The sequence below is a fragment of the Gilliamella sp. B3892 genome, assembly GCF_026536305.1.
GTDB lineage: Bacteria > Pseudomonadota > Gammaproteobacteria > Enterobacterales > Orbaceae > Gilliamella.
This window is the reverse complement of sequence record NZ_JAFNOK010000014.1, coordinates 17,486-37,859: the sequence shown is the minus strand read 5'-3', so window position 1 is coordinate 37,859 and position 20,374 is coordinate 17,486. Positions and strand designations below refer to the sequence as shown.

The window sequence follows — 20,374 nt, the reverse complement described above, 5'->3', positions numbered from 1 at the left end:
TACAACTGTACGCTATAATCAGCGGAAGTTTTCATATAAAGCCAGATAATTTAGGAGTAAAGCATTAAATGAAACGTGTTGTTATTACAGGGTTAGGGATTCTATCAAGCATAGGGAACAATACTAAAGAAGTTCTCGAATCATTAAAAGTAGGTCGAAGCGGCATTACTTTTTCACAAGAAATGAAAGATAGTGGAATGCGTAGCCATGTATGCGGAAATGTAAAACTGGATACGACAGGACTAATTGATCGAAAAATTGTCCGATTTATGAATGATGCTTCTATCTATGGTTATCTGGCATTACAACAAGCAATTGAAGATGCTAAATTGACCCCGGAACAAGTTTCTAATCCTCGCACAGGATTGATTGCCGGTTACGGTGGATCGACAAAAACACAATATAATGTTGTGGCTGGTATGAAAGAAAAAGGATTGCGTGGCGTTGGACCTTATGCCGTGACTAAATCGATGTCATCTGCTATTTCGGCTTGTTTAGCAACACCATTTAAAATCAAAGGTGTGAGTTATTCAATGACCTCAGCTTGTGCAACTTCTGTTCACTGTATTGGTCATGCTGCCGAACTAATCCAACTGGGCAAACAAGACATTGTTTTTGCCGGTGGCGGTGAAGAACTGTGCTGGGAAATGTCATGTGAGTTTGATGCAATGGGTGCCTTATCGACTAAATATAACGATACGCCGGAAAAAGCTTCACGTGCTTACGATGCCAACCGTGATGGCTTTGTTATTGCCGGTGGTGCCGGTATGGTGGTCGTTGAAGAGCTTGAACATGCATTAGCCCGTGGCGCTCACATTTATGGTGAGCTGGTTGGTTATGGTGCTACTTCTGACGGTTATGATATGGTAGCGCCGTCTGGTGAAGGTGCAATGCGTTGTATGCAAATGGCGATTGCGGATTTAGATGCACCGGTTGATTATATCAATACTCATGGTACATCAACTCCAGTTGGTGATGTTAAAGAGCTTTGGGCTATCAAAGAAGTATTTGGTGATAATATCCCGGCAATTTCATCAACCAAATCGATGACTGGTCACTCTTTAAGTGCAACCGGTGCACAAGAGCTTATCTATTCATTACTCATGTTAGAGCACGGCTTTATCACGCCAAGTATCAATATCGACGAACTTGATGAAGCGGCTATCGGCATGAACATTATCACCGAACCGACTGAACGTGAATTAACCACAGTAATGTCTAATAGCTTCGGTTTTGGTGGAACTAACGCATCAATTGTCATGAAAAAATATCAAGGCTAATGCTTTAATCAATTAGCAAAATAAAAAAACCGTTCACTTCATAAGAACGGTTTTTTTGTTGGTATATTATCTTCAAATGCTAATCATTGATTAATTTCAATTAAGCTAAGTATTAAATCTTCAGTCTAATTGTTGCCTGCATATATTGCGCCGTTGGCTAAATTGTTAATCTTTGGCTACTTCTCTCTAAAAATCCTTCAATTACAACCTAAGTAAAATTGCCTTAAAGTGTTATTTTTTGGATAAAAAAGGTCAAAACCGCTGATCCTATAAGTGATAGCACCATAAATAAAAAGGCATGATGATATCCACCACTGGCATTATCAATTAAAAAGCCGATGATAAACGGTGAAACCACGCCGGCAACTTGTCCACCAAAGTTAACAACACTCGACGCTTTGCCCATAATGGCGGTTGGGATAAGATGCATCAACATTCCCCAAAAAATCGCAAAGGCGATAAACATAAATAAAGCTGAAATACATTGGAAGACAATAGCAGCATTAAGATTTTCAACCTGATACATTAAAAACAAAAAAGCGCCGGATAACAGTGCTGTAATGCCATAAAGATATTTAAGTTGTTGTTGAAACTTATCGGCAAAATACCCGCCAACTAAGGTGCCTAAAGCCCCAAATAAGAACGGAATGGCAGCCCAAATCCCTGTTTTAGACAGCGATAAGCCCCTTGCCTCAAGTAGATAACTGGGTAACCAGGTCGTAAATCCCCAAAAGGTGATATCAAATAAAAACCAAATCAGCGATAACTTCCAAAGGATTGGCATTTTTAATACCGCAAGCAATGAAAACGATCGAGTTTGCATCTCAATATTTTTCTTATCGTTTTTTTGATCTGCTTCTAACAGATGTAACTCATCGGCACTGATTAAGCGATTTTCTGCCGGATGATTACGAATATAGCGATAAATAAGCAAGCCTAAGATAAGACCCGGTACACTTAAAATGACAAAAACCTCTCGCCAGCCTAGCCACTCAATGATAGTCACGGCCACAACAACAGAAATTGCCGGACCTAAGGTATTAACAGAAGATTGAATGGCGGTTGCTCGTCCTCGTTCATGAGGGGGAAAATAAGTGGCAATGACTTTCCACGAGGACGCTGGAAAACAGCCCTCACCTGCACCAAATAGGAATCGTACCAACAACATCAAAGGCAACCAATAGATCAGCCCGGTAAAGAAGGTAAATATTGACCACCATATAATGGCAAATGCCATAACTTTACGTGGCCCAAATTTATCGGATAAATAGCCACCGGGAATTTGAAACAGCGCATAACCAATAAAAAAAGCACTGATTATCGAGCCCTGCACGGTTTTATCTAAACCAAGCTCAGTGCCGATAAAAGGCAACGAGACATTCATGACCATTCGATCAAGAAACGATAATAACCAACCCGACCACAATAATAATAAAATGGTATAACGCCCTTTCCATTTTTTTTGATTATACCCAGATGTAGGCATTTTATTAGCTGAGATATTCATTGAATCTCCTTATGCATTTTAAAGTAACATCCCAAATAACCTGCTGCAAAAAGGGTTACCTTTTGTTGCAATAAGGTAATATGGTTAATAACCTGATTTTTATGCTACCAACGTTAGCCCATGCAGCCGCACTTGAAGTAACTCATCTAGCAATAACTTCACTGGGTATAAAGCTAGCTCACTTGTTGTGAGCTTTTATTATTATGTTAATGACCAACTATTTTTGATAAACATCCCAAGCCGCTTGTAAGCCGGCACCTTGCGTAGTTTTAAATCCAACACGATTAAGCACTGCTTCAAATGCGGTTAATGTTTGCAGTACGCACGGTTTTCTTGCGTTATAGCCCATAGTACCAATACGCCAAACATTGCCTTTAAGAGGCCCAAAGGAAGCACCAATTTCAATGCCAAAATCGTTTAGCATCAAATTGCGCACTTGCAGATCATCAATATTATCGGGACGTTTTACCCCAACCACATTATTCATTTTATGTTTAAGATCACCAAATAACTCCAGTCCCATAGCTTGCAGGCCGGCAACCATTGCTGCGCCATTAATTCGGTGACGCTCGATAACATTATCTAACCCTTCCTGAAGCACGATACGAGCGCACTCTCTTGCCGCATAGAGCATTGAGGTTGCTTCGGTGTGATGATTGATACGCTCAGCGCCCCAATAGCGAATGATCATATCGATATCAAAGTAGTTAGAATAAATCATCTCATCACTTCCGCTACTATCACCTTCAGCACGAATACCAAGTTCAACACATTTACGAGACTGAATAATATCAACCATTTGTGGGCTAAGTGTTAAAGGCGCAACGCCCGGCGGGCCACTTAAACATTTTTGTAAACTGACTGAAACCCCGTCAAGTTGCCATTTATCAACTTCAAGCTCATTACCGACAATCGAGGCAGTTGCATCGACATAAGAAAGTACGCCATGGCGACGGCAAATTTCACCAATTTTATCTAATGGTTGGATTAAAGTTGTCGAAGTATCGCCTTGCACACAAAGTAATAATCGAGGCTTCACTTTTTTGATTGCATCTTCAATAACATTTGGATCGAAAACTTCTCCCCATGGCACTTCAATAGTATGAACTTCCGCCCTTGCCCGATGTGCAATTTCACACAGTAATAAACCAAAACGACCAAATACAGGCACAAGCACTTTGTCACCCGGGCGAATGGTTGAAACTAATACGGCCTCAATACCGGCTCGAGCAGTACCGTCAATAACGAACGTTTGTTCATTTTTGGTTTTAAAAATATCACGATAAAGTGCCATAGTTTGATTCATATAATCTGTCATCACGGGATCAAACTGTCCAATTAATGGCGCAGCCATAGCCCTTGTTACACGCGGATCTGCATTAATTGGGCCAGGCCCCATAAGTAATCGAGACGGCGGATTAATTTGATCATATTTGTCTAGGTCTAACATGTATTTTTCCCTTATTGATTTCGATTTAATCTTGTTAACATTCACATTACATTGTGATGCGGTGACTATCTTTTCTTATCGATATTTTTCAAAAAATTATTCGTAATGGGGTGATGAAACTTAAACAGATTCACAATTTCACTCATCACTTTACCCATATGCGTTTTTTTCCATGCTAATGAGAGCGGCGAAGGCTTGCGCTCATTAATCACTTGGCATTGAACCAACTCACCCGAATCTAAATAAGGTTGACAGATCGACTTAGGTAAAAAGCCAATACCTAAGCCTTTTAAATGGCAAGCTAATTTGGTGGTGATATTCGGTACAATGATTTCAGACTGACTTGGCAACAACCATGCAACACGTTTATTCATATGAATAGAGGTATCTTCAATATTAACAGCAGAATATTTACGGAGTATTTCGTTGGATAATGGACCTTCTAATTGAGTAATAGGATGATTTTTTGCCGCAATAAATACCCAACTAATTTCGCCTAATGGAAATATATTTACCATGTTATCCAATGATTCAGTGCCTGTTGCACCAATAGCAAGATGACATTCACCGTGAAGCAACGAATCCCAAACCCCCATATAAACCTGGCGGGTAAAATTAAAATTAGTAAACGGGAATTTTTCTTTCAAATGGGTTAACAAATCGGTCACAGCATCAACATCGTAAAGCAAATTATTGATGGTAACATTCACCTTACGTTCAACCCCGTCCCGAATCTGTTGTAACTCATCAGGCATGGTGGTCAACCATAATAACCACTGGCTACAATGCTCATATAAATGCTGACCGGCAAGCGTTAAACTGACTGTGCGAGTTGTCCTTTCAAAGAGCTGGGTATTAAGATCTGCTTCTAATGATTTAATGCGATAACTAATAGCGGCAGGGGTTTTATATAAAAGTTTAGCGGCTTTTGAAAAGCTATTGCACTCAACCACTTTAGTAAATGTTCGCATTGTTTCAGTATCTAACATGATTTAATCCCTAATAATAAAACGATCGATACCTAGCCAAATGCCAAGTAAAAGATCGGCACCGGATGTATGACCATAATTTAATAATTTATGGATCGATACATGGTGGTATTTACCTTGTGCTAATGCTCTAACCACTTGCATAACCAGTAAAGAAAATTGGCGTTTTAACGCATACTGTAAAAAAGTGGCACTAATGGTGGTGGTCAGTTTATCTAACGGCATAGACTGCATAGCGTCTTGCAATCGTTGTAACGGCGCATAAAAACGCTCATCACACGCCAGTACCGCTAAGATCCCAACGATAATATCGTCATAACTCGGGGTTAATCCTACGCCTAAACCGATATAAGGGGTGAGATCGGCGCGATTACCTGCCAGTAAATTCGATAATTGGAGACATAAATTTTCTAATTCTGCTTGATACGGCGTTAGAATCAGATTGCCTAACTGACCGTGTACCCCAGTAGAATTATTGATCTGTTGCAGTAATTGAGCAACACCCTTTTTATCAAAGGATAAAGCAGGATCGGGCTTTAATTCTAAATCGCAAATATGGCTCGCCTGAACGATGCTGATATGACCAATCTTTAATTCGCCGTTAATGGTTTGATTGATAGTTAAATGACTATCTGTTAGTGCGGCTTGAACAGTGTCAAAATCTGCGGTTTTCAGCACCCTACCCATTGGCGCAAATCCACTTCCATAGCGATGAAGAGTAATTAATTGTTGCTGCTGATTAATCAAATTAATGGTATGTCGATGTTGACTAAAAACAGTCAATTTGCCTTCACGCAAAGGCAGTTGTGAACTGCTTACTAATGGCTTTATAGGAGAGCAACAATTTGGCATCAATAACATGCAGCGCTGCCGATATTCATCGGCAGATAACTTAACGTTGAGTTGCGATTGGGTCATCGCTTTTAATAATTTTGCGTTTACTGCATGTGTTTGATTCATAAATTACACTTTTAATTTTTCTGCTAACGCCTCGAGTGCTTTTTCAAAACACGCTAATGGAGCACGTACGGTGCCTGCACCAATTTGACCCACGCCTGCTTGTTTATGGGCAATTCCTGTATTAATAAGAGGCGTGATGCCGGTTTCCACAATACGGCGAATATCCAATCCCATACAACAACCTTGAAAGTTCCATGAAGGGATTTGAAATAGCATATTGTGCGCTAAAAATATCTCACTCATCTCTTCTGATATTTCTAATGCAACATCTGCGCCACCTGCGCCAACAAATCGAGTTACCCCCGGCGCCGCAACCATAGCTGCCCCACCAATCCCGAAAGTTTCGGTAATGGCGCTATCACCGATATCAGGGTTGGCATCTTTTTGAGAATAACCGGTGAAAAATAACCCTTGCGGCGTGTTTACTGGTGCAGTAAACCACTGATCACCTAGCCCACTGACTTTGATACCAAAATCCTTACCATTACGGGTCATAGCAGTCACAATTGTGCCGGCTTGAATTTGTGCCGCACTGTCCATAACTGACTTACAAAATGCCATTGCTATGTTCAAAAAGAACTGATCGGTGACACTTAAAAATTCAAAAATTTTCGCCATTTCCGCTTTATCACGGTTAAGTAAAGCTAATTTAGGCGATAAAGTGCGCAGTAAAAGTGCGGAAGCGGCAATATTGCGTTGGTGGAACTCATCACCCATTGAAATAGCTTGTGCCATTAGTGCCGTCAGATCAATACCGTTATCAAAAAGCTTTAATGCCTCATTTAATGCGGGTGCTAATGACACTTTCATCCAATGATGACGATTGAGCACTTCTTCACCATAAGCGCCAAAACGCATCACTTTGCCAATACCTTCATTTAAATTACAGTAAGCTCGATTACCATGTGTGATATTTTCAACCACCACCATTGGCATATTTGCCGAAGTAATTCCCCCCATTGGGCCTACTGCATTTACTGAATGACAAGGAATAAATTCAACTTTGCCATTTTCGAGCAATTGCAAGGCTTGTTGTTCGTCTTGTGCCCAGCCTTCAAATAAACAAGCGCCTATGCACGCCCCTTGCATTGGTCCGGTCATATCGTGCCAAACAATCGGTGGGCCTGCATGTAATAATTTATATCCTTGTGCTAACGTTGGCACGGCTTCTTTTGCCGCAATAACCCCTATCCAGTGTGGTCTGGCGGCTTTAATTCGCTCAATAATTGCTTGGTTTGCTTCATTGATTGATGTATTCATATTATCAAAACCTCTTAATTTAATTTTTTCAAAATAGCCGCTAACTTCTTGTTTCCACCCGCTATTGGCGCCCATTGATACTGCACCACTGGAATATTTGATGCTTGAAGATCTTCAGCAAAACTACGTAGCCCGGCATTGATCACGCTAATATGGCTTAATAAAGGATAGGATTTAACCGGTGTTGACGCTTGACCCGCGGTGATAAGTCTTTTGGCAAGTAATACAGCTTCCGGTAAATTGTCCATGACAATGATATTTGCCGATTTGAGTGCTTCAATTTGTTGATGACGCGACTGCGGATCTTGTTCCGATCCGGTAACAGTCACAATAGCAATTAACGGATTATCAGCAGATCGCGCAGCACAAGCACGGCTAAAGCCACTAATTACTGATTCGGCTGGATCGGCATTCGCGCCATAACCAATAACCAGATCCATTAACACAACGCCAACCGCAGGCTGTTGACCAAGTTGCGCAATTTCTTCTTCACGAATTGAAGGATCAATCATTGGATGTGGTCTGCCAACTGTATAAAAATCATCGCCTAGATCGATAATTTTATGTCCGTTTTGATCTAACATTATGCCTTTATCATGGCTGTGGCTAACAGCAAGATCGAGCGCTTTAGCTAAAAACATTGCCACTTCGGCCGCTAAAGTTCCGCCGGTATAAAGACCACTAATAGTTTTACCTGCAACCGTTGGTAACTGACAGGCTGCCGCTTCAACTTTCGCCAATAAACAAGCCAATCTGGCCGCTTCATCTAAGGTATTGGCAAAATAGATATTATCTTCTTGTGGCTGATCAATTTTTGAGGCTAAAAACAGAGCAACAATTGGCTTATTGATCTGTTTCATTGCGGTAATAACTTTTTTACGCACATTTTCTGCAGGCGGTTTAGAAATAAAAGTAATCACTTGAGTCGATTCATCAGCCGCTAACATTTTTAGTGCCGTAAGCGCACTAATACCGCCTACTTCTTCAGACAGATCACGACCACCTAAACCGATCGCTTGAGTAATCCCCTGATTTAATAAGGCAATTTGCGAGATCACCTCTTGAATACCGGTACCGGATGCACCAATTACGCCGATATTTCCTTTCGGGATCACATTAGCAAAGGCTAAAGGGGCGCCGGCAATAATTGCAGTACCACAATCAGGCCCCATAACGATCAGATCTTTTTTATCAGCTTTAGTTTTTAAACGGACTTCATCATCGACCGAAACATTATCGGAAAATATCATCACATTTTTATTATCATCTAACGCTTGATCGGCTAGCTCAGCTGCATACTCGCCGGCAATGGAAATTAAGATAAGATTAGCATCGGGTAGCTTTTCGGTGGCACTGGCATAGCGTCGGGCTTTAAGTAGTTTTGTTCCGCCTTGTTGTTGCTGAGCAATGTTTTTCAATGCATCTTCTAACTGATCACTAATCAGCGCTATAACGTTTGTCGAATCATCATGGGTTTTGATAGCAACACAGATATCATTTGGGGTGGCATCGTTGAAAGTATCACTCCAAAAACCGGTGGCATTTAGCAACGATTTATTGGCAGGAGTGCCCATCATGACAGAAACTTCATCAACTTCTTCAAGATTACTGAGTTTTTTCGAGATTAACATCAAACTGACCGAGTCTTGAAAGCTTCCTTTTTTTATAAAAGATTGAATCATGAGAATTTGCCTCTCAGTTATAAAAATAGTTATCTAAACACTGATTGAATATAACTCAATAGCCACTCATCACATGTTTTGAAACATCTCTATGACGGAATAAAATAACTTCACAAGGCGAATTCTGATACCCGTTTGGATCTGTGTCATTACACTGGTAATGAGTTTATCTATTAAATCTAATTATCAGACTGTATTTATATATTACGTAAAAATGATTGAATAAGTAGGTTAGATGTCACAAATTGGCAATTGAATTAAAAAAATAAAATCATTTAAAATCATATAGATAAATTATTATTAAAAAATTTTTTATAATAATAACTCATTAATTTAATTAAATTTTACAAAATCAAAAAAGCTGGTTTGATCACATTATTATTTGCTATTAATAGTATCGTAGTTAGCAAGTTGAGAGAAAAATTGTTAATAATCGAAAGTTGAATAATAGGTAAATGCTTATGAATATCTTATATGATGATGTTGCTAACGCAGTGAAATGGATATCAAGTTTTGGTGGATTAGAACAAGGCGGAACAACACGTTTACTTTACACAAGTGAATGGCTTGACGCACAAAATGCGCTAAAAGATAAAATGACCGAAATCGGCATGGAGAGTTATTTTGATGACATCGGTAATTTATACGGTCGATTTGAAGGAAGCAAATATCCCGATCAAATCATTATGTCAGGCTCACATGTCGATACCGTTGTCAACGGCGGTAAACTTGACGGGCAATTAGGTATTATTGCCGCATTACTGGCTATGGAGTATTTAAAAAAACACTATGGACAGCCATTACGCACCTTAGAACTTATCTCAATGGCAGAGGAAGAAGGCAGCCGTTTTCCTTATGTCTTTTGGGGAAGTAAAAACGTGTTTGCCATTGCTAATCATCAGGATGTCGAATCGATTGAAGATAGCAACGGCATTAAATTTGTTGATGCAATGAAAGCGTGCGGATTTAAATTTAACACCAAACCTGCACGAGACGATATCAAAGCATTCCTTGAAATTCACATTGAACAAGGTGGCGTGCTGGAAAAAGAGCAAAAAAGTATTGGTGTTGTAACCAGTATTGTCGGACAAAGACGCTACAACATCCGACTGATTGGCGAAGCCAACCACGCAGGCACAACCCCAATGGGTTACCGCAAAGATGCCGTCTATGCCTTTAGCCGGATCTGCAATGAATCAATCGATAAAGCCCTTAAAGTGGGCGACCCACTAGTTTTAACCTTTGGTCACGTTGAACCGGTACCTAATGTGGTTAACGTAGTGCCTGGTGAAGTACTTTTTACCATTGATTGCCGTCACACCGATAAAGCCGAATTAGTCGCCTTTACTCAACAGTTAGAAGCGGACATGTTACGCATTGCAGCAGAGCTTGGACTTGAAATCGAAATTAATCGCTGGATGGATGAAGATCCCATACCAATGGATGATAAATTGATCAAGATGCTAGAGCAGATCTGCCAAAAAGAACAATTAAGTTATCGGGTCATGCATAGTGGAGCTGGGCATGATTCTCAAATCTTTGCGCCATTCGTACCGACTGCAATGTTATTTGTGCCGAGTATAAAAGGCATCAGTCACAATACTGCCGAAGACACCAAAACAGAAGATCTGGTTGAAGGCATCAAAGCATTAACCTATGCACTTTATCAATTAGCATATCAAGAGTAATAAGGAGTTAGCATGACAACTATTAACTCAACAACAGAAAAAACCGGCGGTATACAATACTGGCATAAAATTGTGGTACTTTTATGCCTAGGCTGGACAGTAATGTGGATCTACCGTCCGGTATTAACGGCCATTTTTCCTGAAGTCCAACAAACCATAGGGCCACAATCAAACACCGAACTTGGTTTAATCGCCAGTTGCTACTTTTTTGCCTACACCGCCATGCAAATCCCTGCCGGAATGCTGGTTGATAGATTTGGTAAAAAAGCGGTAGTCATTCCCGGCTTTTTACTGTTTACCATTGCGGCACTTATCATCGGTAATGCGCACTCAATTATGATGATCTACATCGGTAGTTTACTGGCTGGTTTAGGCTGTGGATCTTACTATGGTGCTGCATGGTCACTTTCAGCTGAAAATATTCCTTCAGCGCATCGCGGTTTCGCCTCAGCTATTATTAATACCGGTTCGGCGTTAGGTATGGGGATAAGCTTACTGGCTACCAGCTTTTTAGTAAAATCGTGGGGAATGCCATGGGAATACATGCTATACATCATCGCAGCCCTGTTACTGTGCTTAGTTGCCGGTTTTGCCATCATTATTAAAGAAAATCCAAAACTCAAAGCGGCAGCAAATAACGAGACCAAAGCGCAGCAAACTATCGATGAGCCAGAAGCGACAACGCAAAAACACAGCTTCTTTAGTCCTCAGATGATTGCCTCTTATATTATGTATTTTGCCACTTGTTACGGTTATTACATGATTGTCAGCTGGCTACCTAATTTTCTTGAAACTGAACGTGGCTTTACCGGCGGTAGTATCGGTTCGGCCTCATCATTGGTCGCTTTTGCTGCCATACCGGGCGCACTAATTATTAGTAAAATTTCTGATAAATTCCGAGATAAACGCTTAATATTTATTATTGCGCTTGAATTAATTGCAGCAGCAACTTTATTTACCACTGTTCAATCAGCAACGATCACCTTTTTACTGGCTGGGCTAATTTTTTATGGTCTATTTGGAAAATTAACCGTTGAGCCAATTTTGATATCGCACGTTGCCGAAACCGCGCCGAAAACCAATTACGGTACCTCATTTGGCGTATTTAACTTTTTCGGTATGAGCTCTTCGGTCATTGCGCCACCATTAACCGGCTATCTGGCAGATCTTACCGGCACCAAAATAACCGGATTTTATGTAGCAATTGGCATATTAATTGTTGCTACTGTGATCTTCTTCCTTATCAACATGCGTCAAAGCACAAATAACAAATAAAATCACTGCCGACTATTTGCGATAGTCGGCTTAACAACAAAATTGAAAACATGCTGTTTTTTAAAGGCGGGGCTTTCTATTACCTAAAGTAATATCAAAAGCACAACAAAACTCTAAATGTTACAAGGAGATAAACATGGGATACATCAATAACAACACCGGTTATCCTAAAGATTTGTTAGCTTCACGAGCTATCATCAAACGCCATAATTATGCGTTAATTCCACCGGACGGACTGGTCAAAAATATCATTCCCGGGTTTGAAAATTGTGATATTACAATCCTATCGACCCCAAAACTCGGTGCCAGTTTTGTCGACTATCTTGTCACCATGCATCAAGACGGAAAAAACCAACAAGGTTTTGGTGGTAAAGATATTGAAGTATTTGTTTATGTCATTAGCGGCGAGGTGATTGCCAAAGCCGACGAACAATCTTTCCAATTACAAACCGGTGGCTACTTGTACTGCCCGGCAGGGGTAAAATTATACTTGCAAAATCAAGCACAAAGCTCACGGCTATTTTTATATAAAAGACGTTATATCCCGCTTAATGGATATCAAACACGGGTGGTTTCCAATCATGTTCAGCACCTTGATACGATTAACTATGAAGATATGGATAACGTATTTGTGCAAGATCTATTACCTAAAGAGTTAGGATTTGATATGAACTTTCACATTTTAACGTTGAAACCCGGCGCAAGCCATGGCTATATTGAAACACATGTACAAGAACATGGTGCGTACCTGCTAAGTGGCGAAGGCATGTATTTATTAGATAACCATTGGATACCGGTCAAAAAAGATGACTACATTTTTATGGGAGCCTATGCATTACAGGCTTGTTACGCCGTTGGCAAAGAGCCACTAAGTTATATTTACTCAAAAGATTGTCATCGAGATATCGATATTTAATCAATAAAACAAACGAAACAGAAACATCAAACAGATTATTTTAATACTTAACCAACAACCCAAATAGCAAGGATTGACTATGGAGCTAATTGTTATTGCTTTAGGTGGTAATGCCATTTCCAAACGCAACGAATCATTAACGGTTGAAAATCAATACCGAAACATTCATGCTACAACCAAATTGATTGCTAAATTAGCGGGAAAATATCGATTGGTTATTGTTCACGGCAATGGTCCACAGGTGGGACTACTGGCATTACAAAATGCCGCCTATCAAGCCGTGCCAGCCTATCCACTTGATATACTCGTTGCGCAAACTCAAGGCATGCTTGGCTATATGATTGGGCAAAGCTTACAGCAACAAGAAACAGTTAAACAGGTTGTCACGCTACTCACTCAGGTAGAAGTAGCGAGTGATGATCCTGCATTTAGTAACCCAACCAAATTTATAGGACCCGTGTATGATCCAAAAGATCAACAACATCTGCAAAGCCAATATGGTTGGACATTCAAAGCAGACGGCAAGGCAATTCGCCGCGTTGTGCCCTCACCCAAACCGCAAAAAATTCTGGAAATTGACACCATAAAAAAACTGCTGGCCGATGATAATATTGTTATTTGTAATGGAGGTGGCGGAATTCCGGTTATTAAACAAAAAACCGGATACACAGGCGTTGAAGCGGTAATCGATAAAGATCACAGTGCTGCGCAACTTGCTATACAACTCAAAGCCGATCATCTGATGATACTAACCGACGCCGATGCAGTATATGAAAACTGGGGAACGCAAGCACAAACAGCATTAAGACATGTTAATACCGAGCGTTTAAAACCACTGGCAATTGATGACGGTGCAATAGGACCTAAAGTCAAATCCGTCATTGAGTTTGTTAATAACACCGGCAATAAAGCCTATATTGGCAATTTAACCGATATCGAGTCATTACTCGCCGGCATTAAAGGCACGATTGTCACCAAATAGAGACAGAAACAGTTATAAGCAACAAATGGGAGTTTTATTATGAGAATCGACAGAAAAACATTACATGACTTAATCGCCAAAAAAATGCATAAAGCCGGATTAAGCAAAGAACATGCAGATATTGCCGCAGACGCATTAGCTTTTGCCGATGCACGAGGAATCCACTCCCACGGCGCAGTTAGAGTAGAGTATTATTCTGAGCGTATCGCTAAAGGTGGCATGACCCACAATCCACAAATTACCTATACAGAAACCGGGCCGTCGAGCGCCATTTTAGATTTCGATAACGGCTGTGGTTTGGTGGCAGCAAAAATGGGAATGGACAAAGCAATCGAAATGGCCAAAAAAAATGGCGTCGCTGTTGTTGGCATCAAGCGCATGTCACACAGTGGATCACTGTGTTATTTTACCGAAATGGCAGCCGAACAAGACTTAGTGGCAATATCGATGTGTCAATCCGACCCCATGGCAGTACCGTTTGGCGGTGCACAAGCATTTTTCGGTACCAATCCAATAGCTTTTGCCGCCCCGACAGCCGATGAGCGTATCGTATCATTTGATATGGCAACCACCGTACAAGCATGGGGTAAAGTACTTTATGCCCGTTCCAAAGGCGAACCAATTCCACCAACATGGGCAGTGGATGAAAATGGCGAACCGACTACCGATTCACATATAGTTAATGCATTGGTACCTATTGCTGGTGCTAAAGGCTATGGTTTAATGATGATGGTTGATATTTTGTCGGGCATATTACTTGGTCTACCATTTGGTAGAAATGTCTCTTCGATGTATGCCGATTTATCAAAAGGGCGCGATTTGGGACATCTCCATATTGTTATCAACCCTGAATATTTCATTGGTTTAGATACCTTCAAAAAAACCATGTCAGCGATGCTCGATCAACTTAAGCAAGTCAAACCGGCTAAGGGCAACAGTGAAGTATACTTCCCGGGTGAGCGAGGCAAAAAACGCGAAGCGGATTATCAAAAAAATGGCATCGAAATAGTGGATGATATTTATCAATATCTCATTAGTGATGATATTCATTACAACCGCTATGATCATAAAAATAAATTCGCCGAGTAAAGTCGTTTACTATCAATACAGGGAATACCAAATAAGCACTATAGCTCCCCATAATTAATTTGGTATTACCCTGTTATTATTGATACTATCCGTTTTATACTTAAACATAGGGTATTTCTGAAACTTCTTGACAAGATTTTTCTTTATTCTCTTAATCCATTTAATAAATCCGCCAGCTTACGCTTCCTTATTTATGCTAACCAACACGCTTTTAGCCTTTTATTGTTTAATGAATAAACTAAAATAGATTTATACTGAAACATAGGGTATTTCTGAAACTTCTTGACAAGACTTTTATTTATTCAATTAATCTGTTTAATAAAGCCACCAGCTAACGCTACCTTATTTATACTAACCACACACCTTTAGCGTTTTATTGTTTAATGAATAAATTAAAATAGTTTTATACTTAAACGCAGGGTATTTCTGAAACTTTTTGACAAGGTTTTTATTTATCCTATTGTCCTGTGTAACTAAACTCACCAGCTTACGCTTCCTTATTTATGCTACCAACACGCCTTTAGCGTTTTATTGTTTAATGCATAAACTAAAATAGTTTTATACTGAAACATAGGGTATTTCTGAAACTTCTTGACAAGACTATTTTTTATCCAATCCGATATCAAGCCTTCAATGCAGAATATTCAATTTATTTGCGAATTTTATTAATGAAAAATTCACGAAAAGAGTGGTAATATATTGCTCAATTTATCGTAAATCAATGTTGAATAGGAATAAGGATTGAAATGAATAATGGTTTTAAATTAGACAAAATAAAAGACTATTTCGAGCTCGAAAAATTACCAGAATTTGACGATAAATCAATACTATATATTTTGAAAGATGCCTCACTTTGGCAATATATACTTTTTAATTTTTTTGCTACTTTATTGATTAAACACTATTTAATTTACTTCCAACCCAATCAGATTATTTTAATTAAGTTAACTCTATTAGGTGACTTAACCAAAAATATAAAAAAAATCCCAATGGAAAAGATTACCAATCTACAATTCAAACGGGGCACTATACGTAGTAAATTATCTTTCATGTTCGATAATCAAAAATTCGAATTTAAACTGCCCAATCTTTTGTTGGTCGGAAAATGGCAAAAAGCTAATTTAAAACAAATTATTAACGATTATTTTTTATCAGCAAAAACAAATTAAATTTATAATACTTATAAAATTTTTGCTTAATACTAACTTGATTGTTAATGAAGTTGAAAAAGCATTCTTAAACTAATTTGCTTCATGCTTTTTCGATTCAATTTATATTCAAACTTAAACACAAAATTAGAGAGTAAACATGACAATATCATTCAAAGAGCAACAACAAAGGATTAGTTTTGTAAAACAATTTTTTGCTGATAAATTGGCCGAAAATTTATCACTTATAGAAGTACAAGCGCCGATTTTAAGCAGAGTTGGCGACGGTATTCAAGATAATTTATCGGGAACAGAAAATGCGGTACAAGTAAAGGTAAAAACAATACCGGATAGCCAATTTGAAGTGGTTCATTCACTTGCTAAATGGAAGCGTAAAATTTTAAGTTGTCACCACTTTGCCGTCGGTGAAGGCCTTTATACTAATATGAAAGCTTTACGCCCGGATGAAGATCAATTATCACCTATTCATTCGGTTTATGTTGATCAATGGGATTGGGAAAAAGTAATCAGCCCACAAGATAGAAATTTAACCTATTTAAAACAGACTGTTGAAAAAATCTATAGTGCTATTAAAGCAACCGAAAATGCGGTGTCACAAAAATATCACTTATCACGTTTCCTCCCTGAAACCATTACATTTATGGATAGTGAACAATTATTAAAACGCTACCCTAATTTAACCCCTAAAGAGCGTGAAAATGCTATTGCTAAAGAGCTAGGCGCAGTGTTTTTAATCGGCATCGGTGGCAAACTGTCAAATAACGAAAAACATGATGTGCGTGCACCGGATTATGACGATTGGAGTAGCGATAATGATTTAGGTTCTAAAGGCTTAAATGGCGATATTTTAGTATGGAATCCGGTATTAAATAGCGCTTTTGAAATTTCATCAATGGGTATTCGTGTCGATCCAGAAACATTAAAGCGCCAATTAAAGATCACTAATGATGAAGATCGCTTAAATTATGCTTGGCATCAAGCTCTAATAAACGGCGAACTATTGCAAACTATTGGTGGTGGCATTGGGCAATCTCGTTTAGTGATGTTACTTTTACAGCAAAACCATATTGGACAAGTACAAGCCAGTGTTTGGGACAACACCACAAGCCAACAATATCCAAATTTACTTTAATTGAGGTGGATATCTTCACGACATTTAGAGATATTAATAGGATCGATTGAAAGGAAAATTGATTAATCGATAGCATCACGCTTTTTAACATGTGATTGTAAGGTAAGTTATAAAAATGCGTTACTGTTCTACGGTAACGCGCTTAACAATTACAACACTGCCGTTACTAACCTTTTTAAACAAAAGGGAATTTTGCATAATTCCCTTTTTCTTAGTTTCTTCTATTTTTTTCTTACCCGTAATAAAACAAAAAATAACTAAGTAAAAACAAGCTGATTATTTTTTTATTATTACCTATCTTATAACTTCTAATTCGTCTGAGCCTTCGGGTATATGAAAACGGAAGTAATAACCTCCAGTAATCTCCTGTTTATCTTCTTTATCAATTGCTTTAAATTTAATTCCGTCTGTAAAACTATCATCGTCTTTTTGTCTTAATTTTACAAGCCTATTATTGGGTTCAAGTATTATCTGATAGTCTTCAATCGGTAAAATTTGTATATCATCAAATATATTTGAAACCTCTCCATTTGTTAAAGAGTTTTCTTGAAGATAATTTTCAATTTCTTGTTGAGTGGCATATAAAAAGATAAATTGTTCTTTCCATCTAGGCATAACTGCTTGAAAGTAAGCTTCTGTATCCTTATTTTCTAAAATAGTACGCAACTCTTCTATTTTTTTAACTACTTTTTGTTCCAAATCGGAGACTTTGGTTAAATCTTTAGATTTTGTCCAACCTGTTATTTGATAAGGCACTTGCGCTTCAAATTCAAACGATTTTTCAAAATAAGGTAAATCTTTAGTCTCTTCATAAGGCAGTTCGAAGTTTAGTATATTTATTTCAGGATCTTCCTTATCCCTAAAATTTTTATTGAAAAATAATCTCATTCTAAAAGCGGCATACTCGCCTAAAACAGCCTGTCCATTCGGGGGATAAATGCGAAAGGTTAATTTTTGTTTACCACTACCCAATATTCGATAGTTTAATGGGAGAATGGGACTGGTAATTTTACCTTGATAATGGGCAAACATTTGTACATCATTAACAAATAGTTCCCATTTAATATTAGCACTGTAAATACCTACATAATAGAACGGTTCTTGCTGGTACTGCTTTGGCATTTCAATTGCTTGCATAGTTTCTTGAATTATTTGTTTATCTGTTTTTGGTGCTTGTCCGCAAGAAAACAAAAAACTGCTAATTAAAAATAAACTGATTAATTTTTTCATCGTTACCATACCTTCAACTCATTGCTTCCTTGTGGCATATATAAGAAAATAGGCCGACCTCCTTCTATATTTCTTTCTTCTCCTTCATCATTTTTTACACGAGCTTTCATATAAAGCATTGGACATAGATTTTTTTGCCAAAGTGCCACAATTTTACCGTTGGCATAATATTGTATAGTATAGTTTTCGATAGGCAAAAATTCGTGATTCGTTATTCTAGAATCCGAATCGATTAACATTGGCTTCATTTTATATGAATTTTTTATTTCCTCATAAGTATTTTCGTAGGTTGTGTTTGATACAATACCTGAAGAATGAAGAAATTCCCTATGATATACAATTTCATCTCTGTTAATGCATATTGTTCTTATTTGATTATATTTTTCGACAATTTTTTGTTCGATATTTGGGACATTTTTTAAATTAACTGATGCTGCAAGCTCCTGATCGTAAGTAAAGGGCACATCAACATCAATCATCAATTTAGCTTCATAATAAGGTAACTTTTGCTCTTCCAACCCTTGTGGCAAGTTAAATTCGGCAATTTGTTGATAATCTTTTAAAGAAGTATCCTTGTCGGCTGCTCGGTATATGGTAACAGATGCATTAGCGTATTTAGATAGATAATCTTCTCCATCTCTCGGGTAGACTTTGATGATGACATTTTTTTTACCGGCATTGAATAATAAAACATTTAAAGGAAGCATGGTTGATTGTCCATTATTATCAATAAATCGATAATCTTGTGCTCCCTCGACTTCAATAATGAGTTTGCATCCGTTTTTGGTAACTTGTGCGCCGAATGCCGGGCGATGTGTGTAATTTTGCGTTAAGGCTAATTCTTGTTGTATGATTTCTTCCATTTGTTTTTCTTGGTTTTCTTGTCCGCAAGAAAACAAAAAACTGCTAATTAAAAATAAACTGATTAATCTTTTCATGATTACCTATCTTATAACTTCTAATTCGTCTGAGCCTTCGGGGATATGGAAACGGAAATTGAATGATCCTTCAAAGTTTGTATTATTGCCTTTATATTTACCTTTAAAAGGAATACCCCAAAACTACATGTCATTACCATCCATATGGAATTCAAAAACCTATTATTACTCAGTAATGATATTATGGTATTACTTTTTATCTTTATAATTTAGATACTTTTTCATTCCCAATTGGAGGTTTTAGCGCTTTAACAATAACGTTATCAACACATCTGGCTATTTATCATGAATCTCAAAACAAATAAAAAATGCCATTTATTTGAGCAAAAAGATATGATAATAATGAGAAAAAAGCCAGTTAGGGCTTTCGCCCTAATATTTAGCTTTTTAGCAAGATGCTTAATTGATTAGGTATTACGATTGAACATCCTCATCGGGTACTGATTTCTCGGGAGTTGGGGATATTTCATCCGGTTTAGCTGGGGCTGTTGACTCTGTTGGCGATGAAGCAGATACATCATTTAATCGCACATAAATAATTTTTTGACGACCACCGTCACAAGATCCGACAACTTTCCCTTCAACTTGTTGTGATTCATCAACCGATACATGCTTAAGTTCAAAACGGCTGGCATCAACACCATTATTTTGAATCTTATCGGCAATCTTTGCACTAACTTCTTCACAATTTGATGCACCTGCAATCATCGGTAAGCTCAGCAGTAAAACAGAGACTAATTTTTTCATTTTCTTTTCTTTCCTTTCATGTATACATATTTATCAATAAAATATCAGCCTATTGATAAATCTAATAATATACTTTTTAT

At 38.2% G+C, this 20,374-nt stretch carries 17 protein-coding genes; 8 read left to right on the top strand and 9 right to left on the bottom strand.

Annotation, left to right across the window (positions count from 1 at the left end; genetic code table 11):
- The first annotated feature begins 68 nt into the window (after positions 1-68).
- Positions 69-1,280: a beta-ketoacyl-ACP synthase I gene (fabB, locus tag J3U74_RS11350; protein WP_220217479.1), complete on the top strand. Its 1,212-nt coding sequence runs from the start codon at positions 69-71 to the stop codon at positions 1,278-1,280.
- A gap of 223 nt (positions 1,281-1,503) precedes the next feature.
- Here fabB and J3U74_RS11345 read toward each other — a convergent pair whose 3' ends face one another.
- From J3U74_RS11345 to fdrA, 6 genes are all read right to left on the bottom strand, one after another.
- The gene (locus tag J3U74_RS11345) at positions 1,504-2,787 is read right to left on the bottom strand and encodes an MFS transporter (protein WP_267329090.1); all 1,284 of its coding nucleotides are present in this window, start codon (positions 2,785-2,787) and stop codon (positions 1,504-1,506) included.
- Between the two features lie 217 nt (positions 2,788-3,004).
- A complete protein-coding gene (locus tag J3U74_RS11340; RefSeq protein WP_220217481.1) occupies positions 3,005-4,237 on the bottom strand; it encodes a pyridoxal-phosphate-dependent aminotransferase family protein in 1,233 nt (410 codons plus the stop codon).
- A gap of 65 nt (positions 4,238-4,302) precedes the next feature.
- A complete protein-coding gene (gene allS, locus J3U74_RS11335; RefSeq protein WP_220217482.1) occupies positions 4,303-5,226 on the bottom strand; it encodes an HTH-type transcriptional activator AllS in 924 nt (307 codons plus the stop codon).
- 3 nt (positions 5,227-5,229) lie between these two features.
- A complete protein-coding gene (locus tag J3U74_RS11330) occupies positions 5,230-6,186 on the bottom strand; it encodes a DUF2877 domain-containing protein (protein WP_267329091.1) in 957 nt (318 codons plus the stop codon).
- A gap of 3 nt (positions 6,187-6,189) precedes the next feature.
- A complete protein-coding gene (locus J3U74_RS11325; protein ID WP_220217484.1) occupies positions 6,190-7,446 on the bottom strand; it encodes a DUF1116 domain-containing protein in 1,257 nt (418 codons plus the stop codon).
- A 14-nt stretch (positions 7,447-7,460) separates the two neighbouring features.
- Entirely contained in the window at positions 7,461-9,128 is a 1,668-nt protein-coding gene (gene fdrA, locus J3U74_RS11320) for an acyl-CoA synthetase FdrA (protein ID WP_267329092.1), read from the bottom strand.
- Positions 9,129-9,589: 461 nt separating this feature from the next.
- Here fdrA and allC point away from each other — a divergent pair, with 461 nt between their 5' ends.
- The 7 genes from allC to asnA all read left to right on the top strand — a co-directional run bounded on the left by allC (position 9,590) and on the right by asnA (position 17,379).
- The gene (gene allC, locus J3U74_RS11315; protein WP_220217486.1) at positions 9,590-10,816 is read left to right on the top strand and encodes an allantoate deiminase; all 1,227 of its coding nucleotides are present in this window, start codon (positions 9,590-9,592) and stop codon (positions 10,814-10,816) included.
- A gap of 12 nt (positions 10,817-10,828) precedes the next feature.
- The gene (locus tag J3U74_RS11310) at positions 10,829-12,091 is read left to right on the top strand and encodes an MFS transporter (RefSeq protein WP_267329093.1); all 1,263 of its coding nucleotides are present in this window, start codon (positions 10,829-10,831) and stop codon (positions 12,089-12,091) included.
- A 136-nt stretch (positions 12,092-12,227) separates the two neighbouring features.
- A complete protein-coding gene (gene allE, locus J3U74_RS11305; RefSeq protein ID WP_267329094.1) occupies positions 12,228-13,007 on the top strand; it encodes a (S)-ureidoglycine aminohydrolase in 780 nt (259 codons plus the stop codon).
- A 79-nt stretch (positions 13,008-13,086) separates the two neighbouring features.
- A complete protein-coding gene (locus tag J3U74_RS11300; RefSeq protein WP_267329095.1) occupies positions 13,087-13,989 on the top strand; it encodes a carbamate kinase in 903 nt (300 codons plus the stop codon).
- A 39-nt stretch (positions 13,990-14,028) separates the two neighbouring features.
- The gene (gene allD / locus J3U74_RS11295; RefSeq protein ID WP_267329096.1) at positions 14,029-15,078 is read left to right on the top strand and encodes an ureidoglycolate dehydrogenase; all 1,050 of its coding nucleotides are present in this window, start codon (positions 14,029-14,031) and stop codon (positions 15,076-15,078) included.
- Between the two features lie 746 nt (positions 15,079-15,824).
- Positions 15,825-16,247, top strand: coding sequence for a hypothetical protein (locus J3U74_RS11290; RefSeq protein WP_267329097.1), 423 nt, complete (start codon positions 15,825-15,827; stop codon positions 16,245-16,247).
- Positions 16,248-16,386: 139 nt separating this feature from the next.
- Positions 16,387-17,379 carry an aspartate--ammonia ligase gene (gene asnA, locus J3U74_RS11285; RefSeq protein WP_220217492.1) on the top strand — a complete coding sequence of 331 codons (993 nt, stop codon included), beginning with the start codon at positions 16,387-16,389 and terminating at the stop codon, positions 17,377-17,379.
- A 294-nt stretch (positions 17,380-17,673) separates the two neighbouring features.
- Here the strand turns inward: asnA and J3U74_RS11280 are convergent, their stop codons facing one another.
- The 3 genes from J3U74_RS11280 to J3U74_RS11270 form a co-directional block, all read right to left on the bottom strand.
- Entirely contained in the window at positions 17,674-18,609 is a 936-nt protein-coding gene (locus tag J3U74_RS11280) for a hypothetical protein (protein ID WP_267329098.1), read from the bottom strand.
- 2 nt (positions 18,610-18,611) lie between these two features.
- Positions 18,612-19,547: a hypothetical protein gene (locus tag J3U74_RS11275; RefSeq protein WP_267329099.1), complete on the bottom strand. Its 936-nt coding sequence runs from the start codon at positions 19,545-19,547 to the stop codon at positions 18,612-18,614.
- Positions 19,548-19,961: 414 nt separating this feature from the next.
- Positions 19,962-20,294 (bottom strand): DUF1161 domain-containing protein, encoded by a 333-nt coding sequence (locus J3U74_RS11270; RefSeq protein WP_220217495.1) that lies wholly within the window; start codon positions 20,292-20,294, stop codon positions 19,962-19,964.
- Positions 20,295-20,374: the final 80 nt, after the last annotated feature.

What these genes read in the sequence shown, in the direction of transcription:
- allD (WP_267329096.1), top strand. Translation starts at nt 14,029, where the DNA reads ATGAGAATCGACAGAAAAACATTACATGACTTAATCGCCAAAAAAATG.
- J3U74_RS11330 (WP_267329091.1), bottom strand. Translation starts at nt 6,186, where the DNA reads ATGAATCAAACACATGCAGTAAACGCAAAATTATTAAAAGCGATGACC.
- allE (WP_267329094.1), top strand. Translation starts at nt 12,228, where the DNA reads ATGGGATACATCAATAACAACACCGGTTATCCTAAAGATTTGTTAGCT.
- fabB (WP_220217479.1), top strand. Translation starts at nt 69, where the DNA reads ATGAAACGTGTTGTTATTACAGGGTTAGGGATTCTATCAAGCATAGGG.
- J3U74_RS11345 (WP_267329090.1), bottom strand. Translation starts at nt 2,787, where the DNA reads ATGAATATCTCAGCTAATAAAATGCCTACATCTGGGTATAATCAAAAA.
- J3U74_RS11300 (WP_267329095.1), top strand. Translation starts at nt 13,087, where the DNA reads ATGGAGCTAATTGTTATTGCTTTAGGTGGTAATGCCATTTCCAAACGC.
- allC (WP_220217486.1), top strand. Translation starts at nt 9,590, where the DNA reads ATGAATATCTTATATGATGATGTTGCTAACGCAGTGAAATGGATATCA.
- fdrA (WP_267329092.1), bottom strand. Translation starts at nt 9,128, where the DNA reads ATGATTCAATCTTTTATAAAAAAAGGAAGCTTTCAAGACTCGGTCAGT.
- J3U74_RS11275 (WP_267329099.1), bottom strand. Translation starts at nt 19,547, where the DNA reads ATGAAAAGATTAATCAGTTTATTTTTAATTAGCAGTTTTTTGTTTTCT.
- J3U74_RS11340 (WP_220217481.1), bottom strand. Translation starts at nt 4,237, where the DNA reads ATGTTAGACCTAGACAAATATGATCAAATTAATCCGCCGTCTCGATTA.
- J3U74_RS11280 (WP_267329098.1), bottom strand. Translation starts at nt 18,609, where the DNA reads ATGAAAAAATTAATCAGTTTATTTTTAATTAGCAGTTTTTTGTTTTCT.
- J3U74_RS11310 (WP_267329093.1), top strand. Translation starts at nt 10,829, where the DNA reads ATGACAACTATTAACTCAACAACAGAAAAAACCGGCGGTATACAATAC.
- J3U74_RS11325 (WP_220217484.1), bottom strand. Translation starts at nt 7,446, where the DNA reads ATGAATACATCAATCAATGAAGCAAACCAAGCAATTATTGAGCGAATT.
- allS (WP_220217482.1), bottom strand. Translation starts at nt 5,226, where the DNA reads ATGTTAGATACTGAAACAATGCGAACATTTACTAAAGTGGTTGAGTGC.
- J3U74_RS11270 (WP_220217495.1), bottom strand. Translation starts at nt 20,294, where the DNA reads ATGAAAAAATTAGTCTCTGTTTTACTGCTGAGCTTACCGATGATTGCA.
- J3U74_RS11290 (WP_267329097.1), top strand. Translation starts at nt 15,825, where the DNA reads ATGAATAATGGTTTTAAATTAGACAAAATAAAAGACTATTTCGAGCTC.
- asnA (WP_220217492.1), top strand. Translation starts at nt 16,387, where the DNA reads ATGACAATATCATTCAAAGAGCAACAACAAAGGATTAGTTTTGTAAAA.